Source organism: Streptomyces sp. NPDC040622, assembly GCF_055593965.1.
On record NZ_JBVIXD010000009.1, the window covers coordinates 185,224 to 209,883 of the forward strand.

Genomic DNA, 24,660 nt, shown 5'->3' on the forward strand with positions numbered 1-24,660 from the left:
AGGGGATTACTAGTGGACAAGGAATTCGGTCGACCGCCGCTAGCGGAAGAAAACAGGGCGCTGGTCGAAGAGCGGCTGAAGGACATCACGGGTGGAGATGCCGTCAGGGAGACGCTCACCGTGGAATGGCGTACGAAACCGCTCACCGTCGAGGTCATCGACATGCCGGTGGAGGCGCTCTACTACAACCCGGGAACACACCGTATCCGCGCCCAGCGGGATCACAAGCCTGAGCGCGACGAACTGCTCAAGCGGGAGCCCTGGGCGCCGGACAGCCAGGACTACCTGCACTATCTGCTGCAGATGCTGCCGGCGGACCCTTCGAAGAAGGACCCCGACTTCGACGAGCTGATGGAGAGTCTCCACTCCTTCCGTCAGAACGAGCCCGGCCTCATCACGCGGGACGGCATTCTGGTCAACGGCAACACCCGTCGTGCGGCCCTCAAGGAACTGGGCGTCACGAACATCCGGGTGGGTGTGCTGCCGGAGTCGTGCACTTGGGATGACATCAACGCGGTAGAGCTGTCGCTCCAGCTCAGGCCGGACCAGCGCCGTGACTACTCCTATATCAACCGACTGCTGGCCATGGAGGAGCAACAGCTTCTGGGGCGGCCACTGGCCGATGTGGCCAGGGAGTTCCGTATCCGTGCCAGCACGTGCGAGCAAGACCTGTGGATTCTCTCCTGCCTTCGTGACCTGATCGAGCGGTCAGGAGACGGAGGTGCTCAGCTTCGGCTGCTGGACTTCGAGCAGCACCAGGAGAAGCTCCGCGAGCTGTACCGCCGGTACGCCAAGGAGTCGACGGCAAGCAAGGACAACGCGGAGGTCCTGAAGGAGACGCGGCTCACGGCCATTGTCCTGGGGTTCTCCAAGACGGACGTGCGACTGATCGAGCCTGACTTCAGGGACCGGTACCTGGACAAGCAGTTGCCGGACGTGCTGAAGACGGAGCCCGATGCTCCGGCCGCGGTGGCCATTCCAGGGCTCAACCGGACCATGAAGCCCTCCGCGCCGAAGGTCGCTCAGTCCAGGGCTCTGACGGACACCATTCTGAAAGCGAAGGCAGTGGTGACCGCGGAGGACGGTCTCCTCACCGAGCGCAGTAAGTCCGCAACAGCAACGTTCGCCGCTGCGCACAAGGCAGTTGGGGACGCTTTGGAACCGGCAGGCAAGGATGCCCGGGTGCGCAAGCGCAAGCAGGCAGCACAGGACCGCATCACCGATGCCTGCCAGGACATCGAGCAGTGCATTACCGACCTCACGCTGGCCAAGGCTTCCGGAAGTCTCGACGAGGAGGCATTCGACGAGGCGGTGATGACTCTCCGCGAGACCTTGACGAAGCTTGCTGTGGCGACCCAGCGCAGCATCAAGGCGCCCGGTGACGGCGTCTCTTGGCTCCGTGAATCGGTCAGGCAGGAGGGCATGTGACCGCCCCCGTCGAACCGTCTCTGCGTATTTCTTCCGATGTCACCCGGACGCGTGCCGTCCTGCGAGCGGCCCCGGGTCGTGAAGGAGACTTCGCCAAGCTGGCGGCGCGATTTCCCGCTGCCGGGCAGCGCACGCTGCTGTCCATAGAGGTCGACCTCGATGACTTCCTCACGGGGCTTGAGGCGCTGGCCACTTGGCCGTCCCCGGACGTCGAATGGGAAGGGGAGCTGGCAACGCTCGTCGGCGGCGTACTCGATGACGCCGAGCGTGCCGAGCAGTGGCTAGAGGACTCCGCGGCGGCCACCGCCGTATCGCCGGACGCGGTCCTGGACCAGCTCGGTCCGGAATGGCGCGCGGACCTGACTGACTTCCAGCGGCGGGACATCGCTCGTCTTCTCTCTCTGCAGCACGGGGCGAATTTCTCCGTGCCGGGAGCGGGCAAGACGCGTGTCGGCTTGGCGGTGTTCGCCGCGATGAGGGAGCAGGGGAGCGTGCGCAGGCTGCTCGTCGTGAGCCCTAAGTCCGCGTACGAGTCATGGAGTTACGAGAGTGAGGTGTGCTTCAAGGAGCCGCTCACCGCCCGGGTCATGGAACGTACCCCCGACCCGGGAACGGACGTCTTGGTCGTGAACTACGAGCGACTCGACCGGTCTCTCGCCACACTCGCGGCCTGGCTGCGCGGCGCACCTTCGATGCTCATCCTCGATGAGGCCCACCGCATGAAGCTCGGGGCGCGCGGCATCTACGGGAGTGCCTGCATGGCGCTGGGGCCACTGGCTCGTCGGCGCCTCATCCTCACCGGAACGCCGGCCCCCAACGGTGCCCGCGACCTGGAGAACCTGCTGTCCTTCGTCTGGCCCGGCCACGGCCGCCGCGTCGTGACCAACGCCGTAGCCGGTGGCGACCTCGCGTACGCGAGTACCGTGCTGCGGCCGCTCTTCACCCGCACCACCAAGAACGAACTCGGGCTGCCCCCGTTCGAGACACGTATTCGCTACGTCGAGCTGCCGTCGCTGCACCGGGAGGTGTATGACGCGCTCGTTGGCCAGTACACCGCTAGGGCGGAAGCGGGGCGGGAAGATTTCGATGCGCTGGGCAAGGCCATGCTTCGACTGCTCATGGCGGCTACAAGTCCCGCCCTGCTCCTTGAGGGAGAGAGCCGGTACGCCCCACTCGACTATCGGGTGCCACCCCTGGAGGTGCCGAAGACGGACTCCCTCTACGCGCTCCTCAAGCAGTTGCCGGACTATGAGTTCTCTCCGAAGTACAAGGAGGCACTGAGCATCGTCGCGGAGAACGCTGCTCAGGGGCGGAAGACGCTGGTGTGGACGACGTTCGTGCGGAGCCTCACCACGATGGAGCGGCTCTTCTCCGCCTATCAGCCGGCCGTGGTGCACGGCGGGACTCCTGACCGTGAGGAGCAGATCAAGCGGTTCAGGGAAGACCCTGACTGCAACGTGCTGCTTTCCAATCCCGCGACCCTCGGTGAGGGCATCAGCCTTCACCAGGTCTGTCATGACGCCGTGTATGTCGACCGTGACTTCATGGCAGGCAGGTTCCTGCAGAGCCTTGACCGCATTCACCGGCTCGGGCTTGAACCTGGCACTGATACGCGGGTCACGGTCCTCGCCGCGGAGGGGACCATCGACGAAGTCGTAGCTCTGCGGCTGGAGGACAAGCTCGAATTCATGGGACGGATCCTCGATGATCCGTCCGTACAGCAGCTCGCGGATTTGCAGGAGGAGCCTTCGATCGCTGCGGGCATGGACATGGCCGACGTTCGTGCCCTGCTTCGACACCTTGATACGCATGCCGTTGGGTGAGTGGGGCGCGTTCACAGCGTGCCGCTGTGGGCCATGACGCCGCTCTCGGCCGCACGGTCCGCGTGATCCAGGGCGTTCATGATTCCGTGGCCGACTGCCTGAGCCACTGGTGGCGGAAAGGCATTGCCCACCTGCCGGTACATCGATGTCTTACCGCCCTCAAATTTCCATGTCGGGGGGAAGCCCTGCAAAAGGGCCATCTGCCCAATGGTTAGCTTCACCGGAAGCACGTCACCCGGGGAGGGCGGAGCGTCAGCGACGCCGGATCCATTGACCCCGATCTCCGCCCACGCCTGCCGCGCGCGTGTGGGACCGAGATCTGGGCCGCCATGCTTCTTTGAGCCACCGCACAGGGTAGGGGCGATCCGCTGGGCCTGCTGAGCCCAGAGATCGGCCAGTTCCCACCCCTGAGACGCCATTGATTCGCGCAAAACGCTCCCCACGAGCGCGGTGCCGGCCGGATGAGAGGCAGCCTCCGGCCACTGGAAGCGACCGAACGTGTGGGGTGCCAGGGCTACGAGGACGGCGCGTGGCCGGAGCTGGGGAACTCCGAAATCCCGGGCGTACAACAGTCGCCACTCCGCGGCGTACCCAAGGTCCGAGAGGGCCTGGATGATCCTGAGCCGGTATGCGGAGAACTTCCTCTGAAGGAGTCCCTTTACGTTCTCGACGAGGACGGCTCGCGGTCTGATCGTCGAGACCAGTGACAGCACGGACGGGAAGAGGTCGCGCTCGTCGTCGGCGCCAAGCTGGCGCCCGGCAAGGGAGAAGGGCGGGCAGGGTACTCCCGCCGCGAGAAGGGCGGGGCGCTGTAAGCCGGTGAAGGAAGCCGTGTCCAACGTCCGGATGTCTGCCTCCACGACGTTCCAGCCTGGCCGGTTGGCGCGCAAGGTGCGGCATGCGTCCGTGTCCAGCTCCACCAGGGCTTCGTGCTGGAATCCTGCCTGCTCCAGGCCGAGAGCCTGGCCTCCTGCGCCGGCGCAGAGTTCGAGGCAGGAATAGCGGTTGCTGACCTTGTTCGGCTGGTGCGCCACGGAAGAAGCCCTTTCGGCGGGAATGATCAGGGAGTGACCAGATCACCTTGCCGCCACTTGCCGCGGCAAGTGGCGGCAAGCTAATGTTTCGCCGCGAACGAAGGATGACGTGGACAGAGGTTCGACTAGGGGAGTTCTCGTGCACACCGGACCTGACTGGCGTGATGAGGAGCTCGGCACCCGTGTGAGGGTGGCTTTGTGGCTTCGGGATGAAGTCGGTGAAGGGCAGACCTTCAAGAAGCAGGCTCTGCGGGCCGCTGTTCCTGGATCCGAACAGGTGGACCGCCGTATGAGAGATCTGCGGCCGGCGGGCTGGGACATCAAGACCTACCGTGACAAGCCCAGCCTGCAGGCCGATGAGCTCTATCTGGAGAGGATCGGGCTCCCTGTCTGGGAGAAGGAGCACCGTGCGGCGGGGCTGAGGCAGATCAGTGCGAGGACTCGACGGTTCGTCTTCGAGCGAGACGGTCATATGTGCCGTCGTTGTGGCGTGGCCGCGGCTGAGGAGTACCCCGGCGAGCCCGGATCCCATGCGCGCTTGACGTTGGGGCACGTGAACCCGCACAAGTCAGGTGCCGGGGCAAGCTCCGAGGAATTGATCACCGAGTGCGCTCGCTGCAACGAGACAGTGAGGCACTTGACCGGTACCCAGATGACGCGTGAGCAGGTGTGGGACAGGGTCACGGAGCTGCCGGTGCGGTTCAAGAAGGACTTGCTGGTGTGGATGGCGGCTGATGCGCGACCGCTGAGCGGAGCTGAACGCGCTTGGGGTATGTACCGGCAGCTGCCAGCGGAGTTGCGGGATGAAGTCAGGCGGGACCTGGAGGCCCTGCTCAAGAGCTGACGCATCCCGTGAAGGCTGCGACGCGGGCCAGTTCTGGTGTCTGTGGATGCGACACTTGCGTGTCTGTAGCTACACCACCGGGAGGCGTTCGATGAGTTCCAGCGACCAGCCGCTGACCTCGATTGAGATCTGCGCGGGAGCTGGAGGCCAGGCAGTTGGCCTCCATGGGGCGGGGTTCCGTCACCGTGCACTCGTCGAGATCGACAAGTACGCGGCCGAGACGCTAAAGCTCAATGTGGTGGAGCGGAAGGTCTGGGGGGAGGAGGAGGCGGCTGATTGCCAAATCTTCACCATGGACGTTAAGGATTTCAAACCGGCGGTAGAGAAGATTGACCTTCTGGCCGGTGGAGTTCCGTGCCCTCCTTTCTCTGTCGCGGGGAAGCAGCTCGGGCAGGATGACGAGCGTGATCTCTTTCCTGAGATGCTGAGGCTGGTGGATGAACTGAATCCCCGAGCGGTGATGATTGAAAATGTCGCCGGCCTTGTGAAGCCTTTTGATAAATTCGTGAGTTATCGAGAGGATATCAAGCGCAGACTCCGGAGTATGGGGTACGTGGTGTGCGGATGGCGTCTCCTGGAAGCGGCTGACTTCGGTGTCCCTCAGCTCCGCCCCCGTGCGATTTTGGTGGCGATCCGGAAAGACTGCTATCGAGGATTTGACTGGCCTCAGCCGAAGGCTGAGATGACGACGGTGGCGCAGGCGCTGAAGGAGACGATGAAGCGTCGTTTCGCTAAGGCGGGCAGGCCTGACGGGTATGAGAAGTGGCTGAAGAAGGCCACTGAAGCCGGAACGGTAGCCCCCACCCTCGTGGGGGGCTCCAAGAAGCACGGCGGGGCTGACCTGGGGCCGACCCGAGCGAAGAAGGCCTGGGGGAATCTCGGGGTAAACGGGATGGGTGTCGCTAACGACGAGCATGAACCCAACCTCGAAAGGGACCTGGGGAACATGGACTTGGCGATCAGTGGTCCGGATGTCAAGCTCGTTGGCCCCATGCTCACCGTCGAGCAGGCGGCGATCATTCAGGGATTCCCTGTGGACTGGCGCTTTTCAGGTCGCAAAACAGCACGTTACCGGCAGGTGGGCAATGCGTTCCCTCCGCCTGTTGCCGAGGCTGTTGGACTGGCTATCAAGGACGCGCTTGAGCGGACTGGAGATCTTCAGGAAGCACCCACAGGGGATCTCGAACTCGACGGAACTACCTACGATTCAAGTAGCGACACCCTCATCTGACGCTGAGTTCCGCCGGTCTGAGACCAGCTGAATGATCTCAGCCGCTGACTCTTCGGCAGGGGTGTGTTCCCAGAAGCGCAGGACAAGCCAGCCAGCTTCCTTTAGCCGCAGGTCGGTGTCCCGGTCCCGTTCCATATTCCGTCTGACCTTGTCGGACCAGTAGCCCGGATTGGTCTTTGGTGACACGTAGTGTTCGGGGCATCCGTGCCAGTAGCATCCGTCGATGAACACGGCGACCTTCGTCGGCCGGAAGACCATATCTGCGGTCCGGCGAAGGTCGGGCAGTGGGCGCGTCGAGACTCGATAACGTAGGCCGTTGGCATGGACGAGCTGCCTGATCAGTCGTTCGGGTTTGGTGTCCCGACTCCGGATCGCCTGCATGTTGCGTCGCCTCGCGGCAGACGATGCCCATGAGCCTTCCAGCGGAGACCATGGCTGCGGATCACTCACTGTCCTACTCCTGCGAGCTGTTCCCGGCTGAATTTGCTTCCGAACGCTTCGCTCTCTGACGTGTCCGCTCAAGCTTGGCAACCGCGGCTTGCGGACCTCCCGGGGGCCAGGGCTCCCAGTGTTCCAGTCGGTAGAACGAGAGGACGCGACGCCCCTTCCTGCGCTGGGTGTTCTCGATGATCCAGCCGAGAGACCTGAGCTCACGCATCCGCTTGGTCGGATCGCCGTGATTCTCCTCCCGGGCAACGAGAACAATGAGCTCCTTTGGGACATTCTCGCCTGCCATGGCCTTCAGCAGCTCGCCGATCCGCAAATGGACCTCGGGGAGCGTCAGCGACTTCCGCAGGGCGGCGGCGTTCTCTTGATGGTCGGCGAAGAGGGACTGCTTGTCGTGGTTGTCGTCCTCGCAGAGCAGCTGGAGGTTTTCCTGATCGTTGGTTCCGCCCAGGTCAAGCGGGACCATGTGATCGATGACCAGCTTCACCTGGTCATCTTTTGGTGTGCGGCCACAAGCGGCGCAGCGGTTGCCGTATGTGTGGTGGACCATGGCGCGTACTGATCCACGGATGTTCTTCCGTGCCGTGCGCTTGCCGAAGTGGGGATTCCAGCCGAGCAGCGGGTAGACGAAAAGGTTCTTCTCTCCCGGTATGCGCTGTGCGGGCACGTCGAAGTGCGTGCGCAGTGAGCGCAGCCGGCGGTCCATCTGCAAGTTGGCCTTGCCAGTGACGAGGCTGACACGCTCCCTGATGGCAGGCATGGCCAGTGGCTCTTCCTGTGACTGGTAGAGCACTTGGTACACGGCCCGCGTCTCAGAGTCAGGGACCAGTTCCTGCAACTCCTTGCTATTCGGAGCAGGGAGAGGGCGTGGCTCGTTCGTCTCTGGCATGTGGTCCTGGAGTCTCGCTTGTTTCCGGTCATCGGACGGTGGTTCGGAAGCGGCCGGTTATCGGGCCGGGCTTCGGAGGCTCAGGGAGAGGGACCAGTCGAGAGCCCAGCTGTCAATCGCTGCCGTGGCACGTCCCATAACCCCGACCTGACCCACACCAACACTCCCCACCCCGCTCCGGCGGCCACCCCGTCGCCCGCCCCCGGGCCGCCAGCGTCGTGGCGTACTGGGGGAGGAGGGACGGGTCCTCCGGGGAGGAACCCTCTGAGGCGGCGAAGGCCTCGTAGGACGGGACCGTGCCCGTGACGATGCCGAGGTTCGGCGTGCCGGACGCCGCGAGTTCGCGGAGCGAGGACTCTATGGTCGACAGGTGCGCCTCGTGCGAGGGGTATTCCGAGGTCAGTGCCGGGTACGCCGTCAGGAGTTCCGTCAGTTCCGTCGACGGCCAGTGCAGGATCGCCACCGGGAACGGGCGCGACAGCGCCTCGCGGTACGAGCCCAACTCGGCCTGGATGCGAGCGATTTCCGCGCGCAGTTCCGCGGGGTTCTCCGAGCCGAGGGACCACACCCGCTTCGGGTCGTGCAGCTCGTCCAGCGCGACCGGCGCCGTCGACACCTGGTCCGCCAGGGCGTCCCACTCGTCGTGGTCCGAGCCCAGCAGGCGGCGCACGCGGTGGCGGCCGAAGAGGAGAGGGTGCGTCGCGTACGGGACGTCCGTCGTACCCGGCGGAAGCAGCAGCGTCGCCGCCTCCGTGAACGTGTCGTGCGCCTGTTCCAGCTCGTCGTGCGACTCCAGCGACTCCGCCACGATCACCCACGGCGCCGGGTCCCTGGGGGCCGCCGCGCGGACTCCGTCGATGATCGCGCGGGCCTCCGCCTCGTGGCCGTACTCCCACAGGTTCGAGGCCTTCAGCGCGCGGATGAGCAGCGGGGCCGCCGCCGGGTGCGCGGCGTCCGCCGAGATCAGGCGGTCGTAGACCGTCGTCGCCCGGTCGCGGGCGCCGGCCAGTTCCAGGTGGGCCGCGGCCTGGAGGAGGAGCTGTTCGGAGTCCTCGGGGTACAGGCCGGCCGTGCGTTCCAGGCGCGCGGCTTCGGCGATGTGGTCGACGTCGACGTGGTCGGCGGCAGCAGGCTTGTCGGGGCGCATACGGGACACCGTACTGCCGAGCGGGCCTCCAGCAGGAGGGGCGGTTCGACTGCCGGTACGGCCCGGCCATGGATTGTTGCGGGAGCAGCGCCTATCCTCCGGGCGGCCGTCGGCCGAAGGAGGCGTCGTGCGGGTACGGGTACGGATGCGGGTACCGGTCGTGCAGCAGGGGCGCGGGGGCTCGCGGCGAGGGCCCGGCGTGCGCGCTCTGTGGGGCGTCGCCGAGGTCGCCGTCACCCTCGGACTCGTCCTCCTCCTGCTCGTCGCCCACCAGCTGTGGTGGACCAACCGGCAGGCCCGCGCCGCCGCCGAGCGGAAGGTCGAGGCTCTGGAGGAGGAGTGGGGGAGGGGGAGCGGCGACGGAAGCGATGGCGGATCGGACGGTGGGGGCGGGGAAGCGGGCCCGGCGTCGTCCTCCCGTTCGGGCGGCGACCCTGCGAAGGAAGCGCGGCCCGGCAGCCGCGCCCCCGCCACGTCCGGCCGCGCCAACTCCCCGACCCCCAGCCCCCATGGGGACCAGGCCTACGCCGTCCTCCGCATTCCCCGCATCGGGATCCGCGTGCCCGTCGCCGAGGGCGTGAGCAAAGGGGCCGTGCTCAATCAGGGATACGCCGGGCATTACCCCCGTACCGCCCAACCCGGGCAGGCCGGGAACTTCGCGCTCGCCGGGCACCGCAACACCCACGGCGAGCCCTTCCGGTACATCAACCGGCTGCGGCGCGGGGACGAGATCGAGGTCGAGACCGCACGCGCCGGCTACACGTACGTCGTCGACAAGACACTGGCCCGGACCGCCGCCCGCGACGGAGGCGTCATCCGGGAGGTGCCGCGCAGCGAGGTCCGCAAGGGGTACGGGTACCGGCAGCCCGGGTACTACCTCACGCTCACCACCTGCACCCCCGAGTACACCTCGAAGTACCGGCTCGTCGTGTGGGCGAAGTTGCGGGCCATGCGGCCCCGCTAGCGCGGAGCCCCGAGCCGGGGCCGGAGCCCCGAGCCGGGGCCGGAGCCCCGAGCCGGGGCCGGCTCCCCGATAGGCTCACCCCTCGTGATCGCTAGACGCCCCCACCTCCTCTGGCTGCTCGTTCCCTTCGTGCTGTACCTCGGGGCCCTGCCCCTGGCCAATCGCGTGCGGCCCGTCGTCCTCGGGCTGCCCTTCCTCTTCTTCTGGCTCCTCTGCGCGACCCTCCTCACGCCCCTCTGCGTATGGCTCACCCACCGGGGCGACCGCAAGCAGCAGAAGCAGAAGCAGACGCAGAAGCAGAAGCAGACGCAGAAGCGGTCGGGGACGTCCACGACGTCCACGGAGGGCCGGACATGAGCAACGGAGCCGTCGCCACCACCGTCTTCGGCGTCTTCATGGTGGGGACCGTCGCCCTCGGTCTCGCCGCCGTCCGAGGGCGCGGGAAGCAGGGCGGGATCGCCGAGTGGTCCGTGGGCGGGCGCAGTCTGGGGGCCGTCTTCATCTGGGTGCTGATGGCGGGGGAGGGCTACACCAGCTTCAGCTACCTGGGAGCCGCGGGCTGGGGGTACAACTACGGGGCGCCCGTGCTGTACGTCGTCGCCTACATGTCCTGCGGGTACGCCGTCGGGTACGTCGTCGGGCCCATGCTCTGGGCCTACGCGCGCCGGCACGGACTCGTCAGCATCTCCGACATGGTCGCCCACCGGTTCGGGCGGCCGTGGCTGGGCGCGGGCGTCGCGCTGCTCGTCACCGTCTTCCTGCTGCCGTACATCCAGCTGCAGATCACCGGCATGGGCGTGGTCGTCTCCACCATCTCCTACGGCGCGATCAGCCTGAACTGGGCCTACTTCATCGGCTTCGCCGTCACGACCGGGTTCGTGGTGGTGAGCGGGCTGCGCGGCAGCGCCTGGGTCTCCGTGCTCAAGGACGTGCTCGTCGTCGGCACGCTCGCCTTTCTCGCGATCTACGTGCCGCAGCACTACTTCGACGGGTACGGGCCCTTCCTCGACCGGATCGTGAGCGAGAAGAGCGACTGGCTCACGCTGCCGGGGAGTGGGGGAAGCCCTTACGGGGAGGCCTGGTTCGCGACCACCTCGCTCCTCAACGCGCTGACCGTCGTCATCTTCCCGACCACCGTCGCCGGCTACCTGGGCGCCCGCAGCGCGGACGGGCTGCGGCGCAACGCCGTCTGGCTGCCCGCCTACAACGTGCTGCTCTTCGTGCCCATGCTGCTCGGCATGGCCGCGCTCTTCGTCGTGCCGGGGCTCGTCGGCGCCGAGTCCAACCTCGCGCTCTTCAAGCTGGTCGTGGACTCCCTGCCCGCGGGGGCCGTCGGCGTCATCGGTGTCGCCGCCGCGCTCTCCTCCATCGTGCCGATGGCCGTATTCATGCTGGTCATCGGGACCATGTGGGGCAGCAGCGTGCTGTCGCTGCTGCCCAGGTGGCGCTCCCCGCAGCGGCAGAAGCTCGCCTCGCAGGGCGTGGTCGTCGTCGCGGGCGCGCTCGCCCTCGCCCTGACCTACGGGGCGCCGAACACCCTCGTACGGCTCTCCCTCATCTCGTACGAAGGGATGGCCCAGCTCGTACCGATCCTGCTGCTCGGCCTGGTGTGGCGGAAGTTGACGCTGGCCGGGGCGCTGAGCGGGCTCGTGGTGGGGGTCGCGACCGTGTGCGCGCTCGTCTTCGGCGAGCACGATCCGGTCCTCGGGGTGAACGCGGGCATCGTCGCGCTCGCCGTCAACCTGTGCGTGGCGCTCGTCGTGACGTACGCGGGGCCCGCCGACCGGGCGGACGACCGGCCCGACGAGGACGTCCTCGCGCGCGATCCCTTCGACGAGGAGGCCGACGGGGCGGCCGAGGGGGAGGCCGACGAGGAGGTCAGCCCCGCCGACGCTCGCGCGGCAGGAGCACGCTGAGGGCCGCGAGCAGGGCGAGGCCCGCCGACACGGTCATCGCCAGGTCCGCGCCGCGCGCGAGGTCCCCCGCCGATGTCGACACCGCGATCCTCAGGGCGACGCCGGCCGCCGAACCGATGTAGCGCGCCGTGTTGTTGGCTCCCGAGCCCATCGCCGCCCGGTCGGCGGGCACGGACTCGACCGCGAGGAGCGGGAGCGCGGCGTTCAGCAGGCCGCTGCCCACGCCGGAGACGAGCAGGCCGGGCAGCAGGCGCGGCCAGGAACCGCTCGCCGCCGCACCCAGCATCGTCAGGACGGCGACGGCGTGCAGGGCGAAGCCGACGGTCAGTTGGTGGCGGGCCGGGACGCGCCCCGCGAGCCGCCTGGCCTGCAGCGCCGCCACGAACGACGTGCCCGACCAGATCGCGAGCAGCCAGGCCGAGCCCATCGCCGAGAGGCCCAGCGTGTGCTGGAGCAGGGTCGGCAGGTAGCTGAAGCGGGCGATCACGGAGAAGCCCGTGAACAGGGCGCCCGCCGTCGAGGCCAGGAACAGCGGGCGGCGCAGCAGGCCCAGGTCGAGCATCGGGGTCCCGCCGCGGCGCTCCACCACCGCGAACGCGGCGAGCAGCGCCGCCGCCACGACGAGCAGCGCGGCCACCGGCGCGCGCAGCCAGCCGTCCCTGCCGAACCGCTGCGGTACTTCCGCCACGCGGAATGCGGCACGGAACTGGGCATCGCCGGGGACTGCCCGGCCTGCGGCCGGCCCGTCCCCGTCCGGGACGTCGAGATGGTGCCGGGCCCGGGACTCGACCCGGAACCCTCGAATCCGGTCGGTCGCGCGCTCTCGCGGCCCCGCAGGCTCCTTCAGCCCGTCGAGGTGGATCCTGTATAACGGCAGTACGACCGATTGTGATGGTCGTACGAGTGCATGTACGTGGACGAGTGTGCGAACGTGCAGGCGTACGGGAGCGTGGAGAGGAGGGCAGACATGCGCGACGTGATCCGTGACGGACGAGCGGCCGCACGCCCGGCCCTGCTGCTCCTGTTCCTCCTCGTCGAGGTCGTCCTCGTCGACACCGGCAGCCTCACCGCCGCCGTCGCGCTCGCCGCGACCGCCGCCGCGAGCTCCGCCCTCGCCGTCTGCTCCGTGATCGCCGCGCGCTGCGCGCCCGTCGTGCCCCGCACCCGCGTGCGCACGGCCATCCGCGACCGAGAGCGGCGCACCGCCTTCCTGCCCCAGCGCGACCCCGATGCCCGGGGCCGCACGCGCCCCCGAGCACCCGGCCGTCCCCTCCTGACGGCCGCGTAGGGAAGCAGCAGGGGAGCGGTAAGGGAGCAGCGGGGAAGTCGGAGGCAGTGCCTCCGCCGCGTCACCCCCGCCCCACCACCTGACCTTCGCGGGTCGTCACGCCGACGCGACGTGTTCCGTCGCTTCCTCTTCCGGCACGACGAGACCCTCGGAGGGCTTCTCCATGTCCGCTTTCATGTCCCTGTTCGCCGAGCTGGTCGAGCACCTCGCCACCTTGCTCGACCCGTTCTTCCACGCCTCGGCGACCGCCGCCGCGATCGTGCTGTTCACCGCCTGCGTACGGCTCCTCGTCCACCCCCTCTCGCGCGCGTCGGCCCGCGGCCAGCGGGCCCGCGCCAAGCTCTCCCCGCAGATCGCGGAGCTGCGCAAGAAGCACGCGAAGAACCCGGAGAAGCTGCAGAAGGCCGTCCTGGAGCTGCACCGCGAGGAGAAGGTCTCGCCGCTCTCCGGCTGCCTGCCGAGCCTCTTCCAGCTGCCGGCGTTCTTCCTGCTCTACCACCTGTTCTCCAGCACCAGCATCGGCGGCGAGGCGAACGCCCTGCTCGGGCACACCCTCTTCGCCGCGCCGCTCGGCGGCCGGTGGACGGACGCGCTGGCCGACGGCGGGGTCTTCGGGGCGCAGGGCCTGGTCTACGTGGCGCTGTTCGTGATCGTCGCCGCGGTCGCGACCTTCAACTTCCGGCGCACCAAGCGGCAGATGGCGGCCACCCCGCTGCCGCAGGCCGGCGACCAGCAGGTGCCGGGCATGGGCGCGATCACGAAGGTGATGCCGCTGATGTCGTTCATGACTCTGTTCACCGTGGCCGTGGTGCCGCTGGCCGCAGCGCTGTACGTGGTGACCAGTACGACGTGGAGCGCGGTCGAGCGCGCGGTCCTGTACCGGGACATGCCGGGCAGTGCGGGGGCGCTCGCCGCCGCCGTCTGAGGGCGCGCGGGCCGCGGTGGAGACCGCCGTACGAGGACGTGGGCTACCGCCCGGTAAAGGTCCAGTACGTGAACGGGGTATTGCGGAGCGGACGGCGACCTTGGACGATCGACCAAACCTCCGATGGCCGCAACCCATCGGCCGGGCTACCGAAGGAATGGAGTCTGACCATGAAGCTGCTGCGAGTCGGTACGGCCGGGTCCGAGCGCCCCGCGCTCCTCGACGCCGATGGGACCCTGCGCGACCTGTCGGGGATCGTCGCCGACATCGACGGCGCGGTCCTCGCCGACCCCGCCGCGATATCCCGGATCAGGGCTGCCGCCGACGCCGGTGACCTGCCCGTACTCGCGGCCGACGGGCTGCGCGTGGGTCCGCCGGTCGGCCGGGTGGGCAAGGTCGTCTGCATCGGGCTCAACTACCACGACCACGCCCGCGAGACGGGCGCCGAGCCGCCCGCCGAGCCCGTCGTCTTCTTCAAGGCGGCGGACACGGTGGTCGGCCCGGACGACACCGTCCTGGTGCCCCGCCGCTCGGAGAAGACGGACTGGGAGGTCGAGCTCGCCGTGGTCATCGGACGTACGGCGCGCTACCTGGAGTCGCACGAGGAGGCGCTGGCGCACGTCGCGGGGTACGCGGTGGCGCACGACGTGTCCGAGCGGGAGTTCCAGATCGAGCGGGGCGGCACCTGGGACAAGGGCAAGAACTGCGAGACGTTCAACCCGCTGGGACCGTGGCTGGTCACCGCCGACGAGGTCGCGGACCCGCAGGCCCTGTCCCTGAAGCTGTGGGTCAACGGCGAGCTGAAGCAGGACGGCACGACCGCCGACCAGATCTTCCCGGTCGCCGAAGTGGTGCGCTACGTCAGCCAGTTCATGACGCTCCACCCCGGTGACGTCATCAACACGGGCACCCCGGCGGGCGTCGCGATGGGCCGGCCGGAGCCGAAGCCGTACCTGCGGGCGGGCGACGTGGTGGAGCTGGAGATCGAGGGGCTCGGACGGCAGCGGCAGGAGCTGAAGGACGCGTAAGGCACTACCGCGATGCGGTGCGCGGCGTTCCCGGTCCGCCGGGGGCGCCGGCGCGGCATGATGGCGAGGTGGGACTGACCGCGGTCGAAGCCGCGCTCACCGGCACGACGTTGGGGGCGCTCGCCACCTTCTCCAGCGCCTGGCTCATCCAGCGGGCCACCACCAGACGCGAACGCGAGAACCGCGTCTGGGACAGACGGATGGCCGTCTACGACGAGGTGATGATCGTCGTCAGACGGATGGCCGACCTCAGGGAGGCCGTCCGCAGGACCGGCACCTTCCCCGAGCGGAGCGCCGGTGAGGCGGGCCCGGCCGACGACATGTCCCCGCTCCTGGCCCGCCTGGAGATCTACGGCAGCGACGCGCTGCTCGCCGCCTGCAAGCGTGCCTTCACCGCGCGGCGGCGCTGGAACCTCGCCTGGGGGAAATGGCACACCCAGTGGGAGAACAACGCCCGGATCAGCGACAACGACGAATTCTGGGTCGAGTTCAAGAACGCCGTGAAAAGATCGAGGAAGGCTGATCGGCGTGTTCTCGCCCTGCTCAGGGCGGAGGTGCATCCCGAACGGGTCTCCGTGTGGCGCAGGATGCTGACGCGCGTGAGGAGAATCCGCCCGTCGAATCCGCTGGGCAGGAATTCGATCACTCCTTGAGGGGCGGGAGTTGCCCTTGGGGGAAGTGGGAATGCTGCGACAGTAAAATCCGGACTTACTCCCGGCATATTCCCGATAATGGTGCGCGGGCCCGTTCTGCCGCAACCATTCCTGGCTACCATGGCGTCCTCCGGGCGAAAGCGGGGGTTCGCTCAGGGTCCGGACGGGGGGCTGGCCCGTGGTGTACGACGAGCACTTCATCGAGATCTTCCGGAACGGCTGCCGCCAGGGCGGCGAGTGCCGACGGGGGGACGACTGCCGGCGGGACGAGAGTCTCGGTCCCGGTGACCGCTGTCGGCGGGGCGCGGGCGTGCGGCTCAGCAGGCACTTCGCCCTCACCGCCGCGCACTGTCTGCCGGCCCGTGAACGCAAGGGCCTTGATCCGGTCATGCTCCTCCTCTCCGACGGCAAGCAGGCCATGGGCAAGGTCCTGGACCACGACATGCGGTCCGACCTCGCGCTGCTGTTCCTCACCTTCCCCGAGGGCGAGGACGTCCAGCTGCCGGGGGTGTGCTTCGACGACGCCCGGCAGGACGAGGTGTGGAAGGCGACGCACCAGCCGCCGGACTCCGACGACGTGCTGACCGGCATCGTCGCCGACGTCTCGTACAAGTACGGGAAGCCGCAGAAGGACTCGAAGATCTGCGCCCTCCGGCTCAACTGCCACGCGAGCCTCGACGACTACGCGATGTACGCGGGCAGCCCGGTCGAGCGCGGCGACCCGTACCGGCCGACGTCGGTCCTCGGGCTCATCGTCGAGCGCCGGGCGGAGAACGGCACACCGGGCGACACGCTCTTCGCCGGCACGATCCGCGAGGCGGTCAAGCAGTTCGACCAGTTCCGGTTCCGCATCGAGGACCTGGCCAGGGACCAGTGGCCCCTGGCCGTACGGCCCTTCTCGGTGGAGGCGACGGAGACGGAACAGCGCCTGAGGGTCAGCGCCGCGGTGGGCGAGGCCCTCAAGAAGGCGGGATACGACTCCCTGGTGCCCGTGCACTGGATACGCCGCTGACCCCGAAGCACCGGCACGTGGGCCGGCGACATCCCGGGAGGGACCATGACGACGATGCAGTACCTGGACGACGCCATAGCCGTCGCCGAAGAGATGCTCCTTGCGCCCGACGGCCCGCGCCGGAAGGACAGGGACCTTCTGGCGACCTATGTGAAACACGTCCGCAGGCCCGATCCGGCCGACCGTTTCCAGCAGTTACGCGCGGGACAGCTCACCCATCTGGCCAAGCTCCTCGGCGCCCTCGGCATGAAGACGCTCTCCCTGTCGGTGGCCGACATGACGCTGCGGCACATGGAGATGGTGGAGGCGGACCGTGCGGTCTACCCGGCCGCCGTCTGGAACGAACTGGGTTCCCTCTTCGCCGAGCACGGCGAACTGGAGCGCTCGCGGCTCGTCCTGTGCCGCGCGCTGAGCAGGGCCGAGCGGGGCGCTCACGTCCCCGAGCGGGGCCGGATCCTCGCCAATCTGAGCTCCGTCAGCCTGCGCGGCGGGGAGGTCGGCGACGCCGGGTTCTGGGCCGACAAGGCGCTGGAGGAGATGGACACCCGGCCGGGCGACGACCCGGACGCCCGCCTGACCGCGGACTGGGTGCGCCTTGAGGTCGCGCGGGCGGGCCGGGACGTCGACCGGATCGGCGACACCCTGCAGAAGTTCGACCGGTCGGCGGAGCACTCCATCGCGCTCAAAGGCGGCGATCACCCCGCGGCCATCGCGGCGCGGCGCGCCCTGGCCACCGCCAAGTTCGACGCGGCGGCGGCGAGCCACGACGTGGAGTCGACCGAGAGGCAGTTGAGCGAGTTGGAGATCGTCAGGCTGAACGCGTCGGCGTTCCTCGGGGCGAGCCACCGCGAGACCATAGTGTCCCAAGCGGCCCTTGCCGTGGCGGAGTTCGAGGCGGCGAGCGGGTCGGGCAGCTTCCTGCGCAGGCGGCGGGCCGTGCAACTCCTGGAGACGGCCGAGGAGATGGCCGTGGAGGCGCTGGGCCGCGAGCACGCGCAGACGCTCGCGATCCGGCAGGCGCTGGCGCATCTGCGGGCGGCGACCGTGCAGACCGACGACCTGCCGTACCGGATCGACCGCACCTTCACGCCGCAGGAGAACCACGTACGCAACGCCGAGAAGAAGAAGGCCATCGAGGCGGAGCGGAACATGATCCGGCTCACCGCGCACGCGGGCGCCTCCTACTTCCTCGCGGACCTGGACGTCTTCTACTGGCCCGTCCACCGTGCCCTGGAGCGCGGCACCTACTTCCGCGTGATCCTGAGCAGTCCCTGGAACAATCTCGCGATCTTCATGCAGCACAGCGCGGACTCCGAGCCGGTGAGCCACCGCAACATCGTGGACCGGGTGCGGGCGAGCACGTACTACCAGCAGACGTTCCTGCCGGTCATCGAATCGTTCCTGGCCCTGCGGGAGCGGTTCCCCGGCCACATCGAGCTGAAGCTGACGCCCACCGACATCTCCGGGTCGACGCTGCTCACCTCGGAGGCGGGGTTCTTCGAGCCGTACATCACGATGAATCCGCTGCAGCGCACCCGCAGGGGCCTGAGCGTCTTCGAGCACCAGTTCCTCAAGGACAGCAAGTACTACGAGGACAGCCTGGCCGCGTTCGCCACGCAGTGGGAACTCACCAGCACCTGGGAGCAGTTCGGCAGGCACGAGGAGAAGCACAAGGCGAGGCTGCGCGCGCTGATGACGACCCAGGCCGACGACCGGTGGAGCAAGGGCGCGGACGAGCTGCCGTCCGAGACCGGCGGGGAGGGCTTCACGGGCGGTGCAGAGCGCCGTCCCTGACGTTCCTCAACACGTCCGCCGAGCCGACGAAGAGGGCGTCGGGCAGCGCGTCCAGGGGCCAGAACTGCCAGCGCAGACAGCGGTCCGGTTCGCGCAGGCGGATGTCTCCGGTGTAGTCGACGACCTCGACGCCGACCTGCATGTGGTGGTTGGCCGCCGGGTCCGGGTCGGTCACGCAGGCGACCCGCATGCGCAGGGCGCGGATACCGGTCTCCTCGGCGAGCTCCCTGCCGGCGGCCTCCACCAGCGTCTCGCCGACCTCCAGATGGCCGCCGGGCAGGCCCCAGGTGCCCGCGCCGAAGCAGTTGGCCCGCAGGCCGAGCAGGATGTCGCCGCCGAGGCGGACGACGGCCTGGACGCCTACGCGTACGTGCGCCGTCATGGGGAGCTCCTCACAGGTCCGTTCGGCCGTCCGGGTCCGGGTAGGTGCCGGCGAAGTTCTCGACGTTCCTGGCAGGGGTGATCAGCTCGGCGGGGCGCAGCGCGCGGTCCGCCAGCTTTTCGAAGAGATTCCCGATTCTCCGTTCCTCACCCTCGTCGACGACGACGATCTCGCAGTCCGGGTCGATGAAGAAGTAGCTGCCCGTGCGGGTGGAGTTCCGGTACACCCGCAGGGTCACGCCGTACTCCCGGGCCGCGTCCTCGCACTCGCCCACCACCTGCTCGAACTCCTCGTCGCCGAGCGAGAGCCAGTCCCGGTTGTCCGCGCCGTAGTTGGTCTCCGACATCTGGTAGATCTTCCACACGTGGGGGAGGCAGGCCTCGTCCCCGATCAGGTCGAGGACGCGCGGGGCGCCCTTGACGTTCAGGCGGGTGACGACCGTGCCCAGTTTCACCTGGACCTGCTGGTGGTTCTTGCGCACCTCCGTGAGCAGGTCGAGGACCTTGCCGCGGTGCGGTGCCGCGCTGCCGGTGCGCAGCAGCGCGTGCTCCTTCTCGTCCTTGGACTCCAGCGGCAGGGCGATCCAGGAGAGACGGGGAAGGATGCGCTGCATGGTCTTGAGGGGCGCGAGGCCGTTGGTGCTGAGGACCACGCGGGGCGGCGATGTGCCGTCGTCCGTGTCCTCGCTCAACTCCCTTACCAGATCCGGCAGGTAGGGCAGGAGCGTGGGCTCGCCGCCGGAGAGGACGACGCCCCGCACCTGCCCGCCGCGCAGTACGCCGGCCACGTCCCGTGCCGTTTCCCAGGTCATCGAGGGGACCTCGTGCCGCGGCCCGAAACAGAAGGGACAGCTGAGGTTGCAACGGCCGAGGGGGCGCAAGTCTACGAAGGGGGGCAGTTGCATGGGTGGACCTTAACGGGGACCTTATGGCGCCCATGCAACGGCAGGCCCCGGCAGTACACGTTCGGTTCAACAACCGCCGTTCGGCTGCGTGGACGCGGGGCGCGCCTGGTTGGATTTGTCGGTTACGGCGTGACGAACCGTTCCGGCGCTACGGAGCGACGAACCGTTCCAGCGCCGCCACCACCAACGCGTGGTCCTCCACCTGCGGAAGCCCCGACACCACCACCGTGCCGACCACCCCCGCGCCCTCGACCGCGATCGGGAACGCGCCGCCGTGGGCCGCGTACACGTCGGGGTCCAGGCGCGAGGAGTCCTCGAAGGTCGTGCCCTTGGCGCGAAAGCGCGTGCCGACCAGCAGGGACGAGCACTGGTAGCGCTCCACGACGCGGCGCTTGCGGTCGATCCAGGCGTCGTTGTCGGGCGTCGAGCCGGGCAGCGCCGCGTGGAAGAGCTGCTGGCCGCCGCGCCGGATGTCGACCGCCACCGGGGCGTCGCGCTCGCGGGCCAGCTCCACCAGGAGCGTGCCGAGTGCCCACGCGTCGTCGTGCGTGAAGCGGGGGAGGACCAGACGGCGTTCCTGGGCCGTCAGTTCGTCGACGGTGGGTGCCTCGCTCACTGGGTCACCGCCACGGTCACGCCCTCGCGGGCCGAGCGGCGGGCCGCCTCCAGGACGTCGAGGGCCGCGGCGGCCTGGTGCGCGGTGACGGGGTTCTCGCCGGTGCCGCGCAGGGCGTCGGCCACCGCCGCGTAGTACGCGGGGTAGTCGCCCGGCAGCGTCGGCAGCGGGCGGCCGCCGCCGGTCAGCGGGGACTCGCCGGAGCCGACCCGGCCCCACATCGTCTCGGGTTCCACGCCCCACGGGTCCTGGGTGGCCGGGCGCTTGCCGTCGCGCAGGGCCGCCTCCTGCGGGTCGAGGCCGTACTTCACGTAGCCCGCCTGCGAGCCGAGGACCCGGAAGCGGGGGCCGAGCTGGGCGGTGGTGGCGCTCACGTAGAGGTGCGAGCGGACGCCGTCGGCGTGGGTCAGCGCGAGGAACGTGTCGTCGTCCGCCTCCGCGCCGGGGCGCCGGACGTCCGACTCCGCGTACACGCTCACGACCGGGCCGAAGAGCACCAGGGCCTGGTCGACGACGTGGCTGCCCAGGTCGTAGAGGAGTCCGCCGATCTCCTGCGGGTCGCCGGACTCGCGCCAGCCGCCCTTGGGCTGCGGGCGCCACCGCTCGAAGCGGGACTCGAAGCGCCACACGTCGCCGAGCTCGCCGTCGGCGATCAGTTGGCGCAGCGTGCGGAAGTCGTTGTCCCAGCGGCGGTTCTGGAAGACGGACAGGAGCAGCCCGCGCTCGTCGGCGAGGGCCGCGAGCTCGCGCGCCTCGGCGGCGGTGCCCGCGATCGGCTTGTCCACGACGGCCGGCAGGCCCGCCTTGAGGGCGGCGGTCGCCAGCGAGACGTGCGTCTTGTTCGGGGAGGCGATGACGATCAGGTCGAGCTCGTCCGCGCGGTCCCAGAGCTCGTCGGCCGAGTCGGCGCAGCGCAGGCCGTCGCCGAACTCGGCGCGGGCCTGTGCCTGCCGCTCGGGGTTCGACGTCACGACCGTGTCGAGGACGAGACCCTCGGTGGCGGCGATCAGCGGGGCGTGGAAGACGGAGCCCGCGAGGCCGTACCCGACGAGCCCGACGCGGAGAGGGGAGCCTGAGGAGCCTGTGCCAGTCATGCCTTCCACTTAAGCAACGGTGTTGCCAAAGTGCAAGCGGACGGGACAATGGACCCGTGAAGCCGTACGTGAACAGGGCCAACCCCGGAGTGAACCTGCCGGCGCTGCGTGGCCACAACGCCGCGCTCGTGCTCGATCTGCTGCGCGCGGCGGGTGAGGAGGGCATCAGCCGCCTCGAGCTCGCCGAGCGCACCGGGCTCACCCCGCAGGCCGTCAGCAAGATCACCGCGCGGCTGCGGGCGGAGGGTCTCGCCGCGGAGGCGGGCCGCCGCGCCTCCACGGGCGGCAAGCCCCGCACGGTGCTGCGCCTCGTGCCCGCCGCGGGGCACGCGGTCGGCCTGCACCTGGACCGGGACGAGCTCACGGCGGTCCTCGTCGACCTGACGGGCACGGTGGTGGCCGAACGCCGCGCGCCGCTCGCCTTCGGCGCGGGCGCGGAGGCGGTGGTCGAGGTGGCGGCGGAGGAGGTACGGGCCCTGCTGGACGGCGCGGGCAGGGACCGGCCGGTCTCCGGGGTCGGGGTCGCGCTGCCCGGGCCGCTCGACCACGCCGAAGGGGTGCTGCACCGGGTCACCGGGTTCCCGGAGTGGGACGGGTTCGCGCTGCGGGACGCGCTCGGGCCGCGGCTCGGGCTGCCCGTCGCCGTCGACAAGGACACGAACGCCGCCGCGCTCGGCCTCGCCCTCGCGGGCGCTGCCGACTCCTTCGCCTACCTCCACCTGGGCACGGGGCTCGGCGCAGGCCTCGTGCTCGGCGGCGCGCTGTACCGGGGCGACCGCACCGGCGCGGGGGAGTTCGGCCACCAGGTGCTGCAGTTGGACGGGCCGCCCTGCGAGTGCGGGGACCGGGGCTGCGTCGAGGCACTCTGCCTCGCGGCCGTCGCCCGGGGCGACCTCGACGAGGCCGCGCGCGTCCTCGGCACGGCCGCGGGCAACCTCGTCGGTCTCCTCGACATCGACCGCGTCCTGCTCGGCGGCCGGACGGTCTTCGCCGCGGAGGACCTGTTCGTACGGGGAGTGGGCACGGTGGTCGCCGCGCGGGTCCGGCGCGGGGGCGGGAGTGGGGCGGCTCGGGTGCCGGTGGGTCTCGCGCCGGGGGGAGAGCGCGGGGTGGCGGAGGGCGCGGCACAGCTGATCCTCGCGCCGCTCTTCGGGCGCGCGGAGGTGGCGTTTCCCGGCCGTCGGCATTGATCCGTCCGTCGCTCCGAGGCGCGTCTCATGCCTGTGACCGGCCGGTCTCGCCTGATCGAGGGGACTCCGGCGGCCGATCGGGTCTATCGGGTGGTGGCGCCGCTGTCCCGTCGCGCGGGCGTGGCAGGGTCACGGGCCATGCGCTTCCGCCGTACTCTCGCCCTCGGCGTCACCACCGCGGTCGCCGCCCTCGTCCCCGCCGTGGCCGGGGCGGCCGAGGGGGGCCGGGCCCACACCGGTGCCGGCCACGTGGCAGGCGTCAGCGGGGACGCGGACGTCCGTGCGGCGCGGCTCTCCCGGAGTGGCGTCGGGGGCGTCCCCCGGCGGCCCACCTGCGCCTCCGACGACAGTGCCGACTTCCCCATCGACACCCGCATCCACCGGGGCCCCGACACCTACGAGCCCGGTGGCGGGTTCGAGAGCTGGACCGTCGACCTCACCAACACCACCGGCGAGGCCTGCCGTGCCGTCCACCCGATCGTCGTCCTCGTCGACCGGGAGCGGACGCTGCGGCCCGAGCAGGTGCAGCTGGAGTTCGACGACGGGAAGCGGCAGCGGCCCGTGCGCTTCGAGCGGACCGGGCAGGGCGAGAACATCGGTGTCTTCGGCGGCGGCTTCGCCGGGTTCGAGATCGGTCCCGGACGGACCGTCGAGGTCACCGTCCGGCTCGCCTTCACCTCCGACACCGAGGCCGGGCACGTCGTGGCGTCCGCCGCGCTCGTGCAGCGCAGGAACCAGGACGGGGACTGGGTCGGCGACTCCAACGACTACCCGTTCGACATCGTGGAGGAAGGCTCCGGGACCGGCACGGGGACCGAGCCCGGCCATTCGGACTCCGATGCCGACTCCGATGCCGCGTCCGATGCCGAGTCGGACCCCGGCACCGGCGCGGGGTCAGGGGCCGGTCCCGGCAGGCCCGCCCCCGAGCAGCTCGCCGAGACGGGGCCGGGCACCCCGCTGCGTCCCGGGCTCGTCGCCGGTGGCGTCCTCCTCGGCGGCGGGGTGCTGCTGATGGCGGCCCGGCACCTGCGGGCCGGGCGGCGCTGAGGCGTCCGGCGGCCCGCGTCGGCCCCGGGGAAGGGCCCCGCCACCCCGCGTTCACCCGGGTGTTCACGTACGTCTGCGAACATCCCGGGGTGGAGAACCCGAACCCCTCGTACCCGCCCGTGCACGGCCCCGCCCACCTGCTCGACCAGGCTCCCGGCGCCCCCATCCGCTCCGGCATCCCCGAGCACGGCCGCATCCCGAAGTACTACGCGGTGAAGGCCAGGATCGCCGTGCTCGTCGAGGAGTTGGGGGACGGTCAGCCGCTGCCCACCGAGCGGGACCTCGCCGAACGGTACGAGGTGGCGCGCGAGACCGTGCGCCAGGCGCTGCGCGAACTGCTCCTGGAGGGGCGGCTGCGCAGGCAGGGCAGGGGCACGGTCGTGGCCGGCCCCAAGCTGGAGCAGCCGCTGTCGCTGGCGAGTTACACGGAGGGCGTGCGGCGGCAGGGGCGCACCCCGGGCCGCAACCTCATCTCCCTGGACCGCTTCCCGTGCCCGGCCGCGCTCGCCGCCGAGATCGGTGCCGCGGCGGGCGAACCCGTCTGGCACATGGAGCGCGTGCTGCTCGCCGACGAGGAGCGGGTCGGCCTGGAGAGCACGTACGTCTCCGTGGCCAGGGCGCCGCGGCTCGACGAGGAGTTCGAGCCGGACTCGTCGTTCTACGCGTACCTGCGCGACAGCCTCGGCATCGCGTTCGGGGACGCCGACGAACGCATCGAGACGGTGCTCGCCACCCCGCGCGAGGCGCTGCTCATCGGCACCCCGCCCGCGCTGCCCATGCTGCTGATCCACCGGCTGTCCCGGGACGTGGCGGGCCGCCCGCTGGAGCGGGTGCGCACGCTCTACCGGGGCGACCGGTTCTCCTTCACCACACATCTCGGCGGCGGGGGGCGGGACGCTGCCGGTCAGGGCTGAACCCACACCTGCCGAGGCGCCCGCGCGGAAACGACCCACGCCGATAACGGGAACGTAACGGGTCTAGCCCAACCTTGGATGGCCGTTCAC

24 protein-coding genes and 1 pseudogene are annotated in these 24,660 nt (G+C 69.6%); 16 read left to right on the top strand and 9 right to left on the bottom strand.

Annotation, left to right across the window (positions count from 1 at the left end; genetic code table 11):
- Positions 1–12 precede the first annotated feature (12 nt).
- Both ACZ592_RS26475 and ACZ592_RS26480 read left to right on the top strand, forming a co-directional pair.
- Positions 13–1,428, top strand: coding sequence for a transcriptional regulator (locus ACZ592_RS26475; protein WP_471584131.1), 1,416 nt, complete (start codon positions 13–15; stop codon positions 1,426–1,428).
- Positions 1,425–3,251, top strand: a complete 1,827-nt coding sequence (locus ACZ592_RS26480) for a DEAD/DEAH box helicase (protein WP_471584132.1) — start codon at positions 1,425–1,427, stop codon at positions 3,249–3,251. The genes ACZ592_RS26475 and ACZ592_RS26480 overlap by 4 nt, the downstream gene beginning before the upstream one ends.
- Positions 3,252–3,262: 11 nt before the next feature.
- Here the strand turns inward: ACZ592_RS26480 and ACZ592_RS26485 are convergent, their stop codons facing one another.
- Complete coding sequence (locus ACZ592_RS26485) at positions 3,263–4,285, bottom strand: DNA cytosine methyltransferase (RefSeq protein ID WP_471584133.1); 1,023 nt, start codon at positions 4,283–4,285, stop codon at positions 3,263–3,265.
- Positions 4,286–4,424: 139 nt separating this feature from the next.
- Here ACZ592_RS26485 and ACZ592_RS26490 point away from each other — a divergent pair, with 139 nt between their 5' ends.
- On the top strand, positions 4,425–5,129 hold the full coding sequence (locus ACZ592_RS26490) for an HNH endonuclease (RefSeq protein WP_471584134.1): 705 nt from the start codon (positions 4,425–4,427) through the stop codon (positions 5,127–5,129).
- A 91-nt stretch (positions 5,130–5,220) separates the two neighbouring features.
- The gene (locus ACZ592_RS26495; RefSeq protein ID WP_471584135.1) at positions 5,221–6,360 is read left to right on the top strand and encodes a DNA cytosine methyltransferase; all 1,140 of its coding nucleotides are present in this window, start codon (positions 5,221–5,223) and stop codon (positions 6,358–6,360) included.
- Here the strand turns inward: ACZ592_RS26495 and ACZ592_RS26500 are convergent.
- The 3 genes from ACZ592_RS26500 to ACZ592_RS26510 form a co-directional block, all read right to left on the bottom strand.
- Complete coding sequence (locus ACZ592_RS26500) at positions 6,337–6,783, bottom strand: very short patch repair endonuclease (protein WP_471584396.1); 447 nt, start codon at positions 6,781–6,783, stop codon at positions 6,337–6,339. The two genes, ACZ592_RS26495 and ACZ592_RS26500, sit on opposite strands and share 24 nt — an antisense overlap.
- 31 nt (positions 6,784–6,814) lie before the next feature.
- Positions 6,815–7,567 (bottom strand): HNH endonuclease, encoded by a 753-nt coding sequence (locus tag ACZ592_RS26505; RefSeq protein WP_471584136.1) that lies wholly within the window; start codon positions 7,565–7,567, stop codon positions 6,815–6,817.
- 241 nt (positions 7,568–7,808) lie between these two features.
- Positions 7,809–8,843: an SEC-C metal-binding domain-containing protein gene (locus ACZ592_RS26510; protein ID WP_471584137.1), complete on the bottom strand. Its 1,035-nt coding sequence runs from the start codon at positions 8,841–8,843 to the stop codon at positions 7,809–7,811.
- 145 nt (positions 8,844–8,988) lie between these two features.
- On the opposite strand from ACZ592_RS26510, the gene ACZ592_RS26515 reads away from it, so the two are divergent.
- From ACZ592_RS26515 to ACZ592_RS26525, 3 genes are all read left to right on the top strand, one after another.
- Entirely contained in the window at positions 8,989–9,807 is an 819-nt protein-coding gene (locus tag ACZ592_RS26515) for a class E sortase (RefSeq protein ID WP_471584397.1), read from the top strand.
- An 84-nt stretch (positions 9,808–9,891) separates the two neighbouring features.
- The gene (locus ACZ592_RS26520) at positions 9,892–10,164 is read left to right on the top strand and encodes a DUF3311 domain-containing protein (RefSeq protein WP_471584138.1); all 273 of its coding nucleotides are present in this window, start codon (positions 9,892–9,894) and stop codon (positions 10,162–10,164) included.
- Entirely contained in the window at positions 10,161–11,723 is a 1,563-nt protein-coding gene (locus tag ACZ592_RS26525) for a sodium:solute symporter family protein (RefSeq protein WP_471584139.1), read from the top strand. The genes ACZ592_RS26520 and ACZ592_RS26525 overlap by 4 nt, the downstream gene beginning before the upstream one ends.
- On the opposite strand, the pseudogene ACZ592_RS26530 reads toward ACZ592_RS26525, so the two are convergent.
- Positions 11,686–12,390: pseudogene (locus tag ACZ592_RS26530) on the bottom strand (MFS transporter); the annotation flags it as partial. The gene ACZ592_RS26525 and the pseudogene ACZ592_RS26530 sit on opposite strands and share 38 nt — an antisense overlap.
- Positions 12,391–12,690: 300 nt before the next feature.
- On the opposite strand from ACZ592_RS26530, the gene ACZ592_RS26535 reads away from it, so the two are divergent.
- From ACZ592_RS26535 to ACZ592_RS26560, 6 genes are all read left to right on the top strand, one after another.
- Positions 12,691–13,011, top strand: a complete 321-nt coding sequence (locus tag ACZ592_RS26535) for a DUF6412 domain-containing protein (RefSeq protein WP_471584140.1) — start codon at positions 12,691–12,693, stop codon at positions 13,009–13,011.
- 163 nt (positions 13,012–13,174) lie between these two features.
- Positions 13,175–13,936 (top strand): YidC/Oxa1 family membrane protein insertase, encoded by a 762-nt coding sequence (locus tag ACZ592_RS26540; RefSeq protein ID WP_471584141.1) that lies wholly within the window; start codon positions 13,175–13,177, stop codon positions 13,934–13,936.
- Positions 13,937–14,106: 170 nt separating this feature from the next.
- Positions 14,107–14,964: a fumarylacetoacetate hydrolase family protein gene (locus ACZ592_RS26545; RefSeq protein WP_471584142.1), complete on the top strand. Its 858-nt coding sequence runs from the start codon at positions 14,107–14,109 to the stop codon at positions 14,962–14,964.
- Between the two features lie 68 nt (positions 14,965–15,032).
- Positions 15,033–15,617 carry a hypothetical protein gene (locus ACZ592_RS26550; protein ID WP_471584143.1) on the top strand — a complete coding sequence of 195 codons (585 nt, stop codon included), beginning with the start codon at positions 15,033–15,035 and terminating at the stop codon, positions 15,615–15,617.
- A 178-nt stretch (positions 15,618–15,795) separates the two neighbouring features.
- Positions 15,796–16,629, top strand: coding sequence for a serine protease family protein (locus tag ACZ592_RS26555; RefSeq protein WP_471584144.1), 834 nt, complete (start codon positions 15,796–15,798; stop codon positions 16,627–16,629).
- 45 nt (positions 16,630–16,674) lie between these two features.
- The gene (locus tag ACZ592_RS26560; RefSeq protein WP_471584145.1) at positions 16,675–18,423 is read left to right on the top strand and encodes a hypothetical protein; all 1,749 of its coding nucleotides are present in this window, start codon (positions 16,675–16,677) and stop codon (positions 18,421–18,423) included.
- Here the strand turns inward: ACZ592_RS26560 and ACZ592_RS26565 are convergent.
- From ACZ592_RS26565 to ACZ592_RS26580, 4 genes are all read right to left on the bottom strand, one after another.
- A complete protein-coding gene (locus tag ACZ592_RS26565) occupies positions 18,395–18,805 on the bottom strand; it encodes a nucleotide triphosphate diphosphatase NUDT15 (RefSeq protein WP_471584146.1) in 411 nt (136 codons plus the stop codon). The genes ACZ592_RS26560 and ACZ592_RS26565 overlap by 29 nt on opposite strands.
- A 10-nt stretch (positions 18,806–18,815) precedes the next feature.
- The gene (locus ACZ592_RS26570; RefSeq protein WP_471584147.1) at positions 18,816–19,709 is read right to left on the bottom strand and encodes a radical SAM protein; all 894 of its coding nucleotides are present in this window, start codon (positions 19,707–19,709) and stop codon (positions 18,816–18,818) included.
- 148 nt (positions 19,710–19,857) lie between these two features.
- Entirely contained in the window at positions 19,858–20,325 is a 468-nt protein-coding gene (locus ACZ592_RS26575) for a heme-degrading domain-containing protein (RefSeq protein WP_471584148.1), read from the bottom strand.
- Positions 20,322–21,419, bottom strand: coding sequence for a Gfo/Idh/MocA family protein (locus ACZ592_RS26580; protein WP_471584149.1), 1,098 nt, complete (start codon positions 21,417–21,419; stop codon positions 20,322–20,324). Before ACZ592_RS26580 ends, ACZ592_RS26575 begins: the two co-directional genes overlap by 4 nt.
- 56 nt (positions 21,420–21,475) lie before the next feature.
- Here ACZ592_RS26580 and ACZ592_RS26585 point away from each other — a divergent pair, with 56 nt between their 5' ends.
- The 3 genes from ACZ592_RS26585 (at position 21,476) to ACZ592_RS26595 (ending at position 24,570) form a co-directional block, all read left to right on the top strand.
- A complete protein-coding gene (locus ACZ592_RS26585; RefSeq protein WP_471584150.1) occupies positions 21,476–22,609 on the top strand; it encodes an ROK family transcriptional regulator in 1,134 nt (377 codons plus the stop codon).
- A gap of 138 nt (positions 22,610–22,747) precedes the next feature.
- Positions 22,748–23,656: a hypothetical protein gene (locus ACZ592_RS26590; RefSeq protein ID WP_471584151.1), complete on the top strand. Its 909-nt coding sequence runs from the start codon at positions 22,748–22,750 to the stop codon at positions 23,654–23,656.
- Positions 23,657–23,745: 89 nt separating this feature from the next.
- Positions 23,746–24,570: a GntR family transcriptional regulator gene (locus ACZ592_RS26595; RefSeq protein ID WP_471584152.1), complete on the top strand. Its 825-nt coding sequence runs from the start codon at positions 23,746–23,748 to the stop codon at positions 24,568–24,570.
- The last annotated feature ends 90 nt before the right edge of the window (positions 24,571–24,660 follow it).

Coding starts and splice junctions, on each gene's coding strand:
- ACZ592_RS26495 (WP_471584135.1), top strand. CDS start 5,221: ATGAGTTCCAGCGACCAGCCGCTGACCTCGATTGAGATCTGCGCGGGA.
- ACZ592_RS26505 (WP_471584136.1), bottom strand. CDS start 7,567: ATGCCTGCCATCAGGGAGCGTGTCAGCCTCGTCACTGGCAAGGCCAAC.
- ACZ592_RS26510 (WP_471584137.1), bottom strand. CDS start 8,843: ATGCGCCCCGACAAGCCTGCTGCCGCCGACCACGTCGACGTCGACCAC.
- ACZ592_RS26515 (WP_471584397.1), top strand. CDS start 8,989: ATGCGGGTACCGGTCGTGCAGCAGGGGCGCGGGGGCTCGCGGCGAGGG.
- ACZ592_RS26525 (WP_471584139.1), top strand. CDS start 10,161: ATGAGCAACGGAGCCGTCGCCACCACCGTCTTCGGCGTCTTCATGGTG.
- ACZ592_RS26535 (WP_471584140.1), top strand. CDS start 12,691: ATGCGCGACGTGATCCGTGACGGACGAGCGGCCGCACGCCCGGCCCTG.
- ACZ592_RS26540 (WP_471584141.1), top strand. CDS start 13,175: ATGTCCGCTTTCATGTCCCTGTTCGCCGAGCTGGTCGAGCACCTCGCC.
- ACZ592_RS26545 (WP_471584142.1), top strand. CDS start 14,107: ATGAAGCTGCTGCGAGTCGGTACGGCCGGGTCCGAGCGCCCCGCGCTC.
- ACZ592_RS26560 (WP_471584145.1), top strand. CDS start 16,675: ATGACGACGATGCAGTACCTGGACGACGCCATAGCCGTCGCCGAAGAG.
- ACZ592_RS26565 (WP_471584146.1), bottom strand. CDS start 18,805: ATGACGGCGCACGTACGCGTAGGCGTCCAGGCCGTCGTCCGCCTCGGC.
- ACZ592_RS26570 (WP_471584147.1), bottom strand. CDS start 19,709: ATGCAACTGCCCCCCTTCGTAGACTTGCGCCCCCTCGGCCGTTGCAAC.
- ACZ592_RS26580 (WP_471584149.1), bottom strand. CDS start 21,419: ATGACTGGCACAGGCTCCTCAGGCTCCCCTCTCCGCGTCGGGCTCGTC.
- ACZ592_RS26590 (WP_471584151.1), top strand. CDS start 22,748: ATGCGCTTCCGCCGTACTCTCGCCCTCGGCGTCACCACCGCGGTCGCC.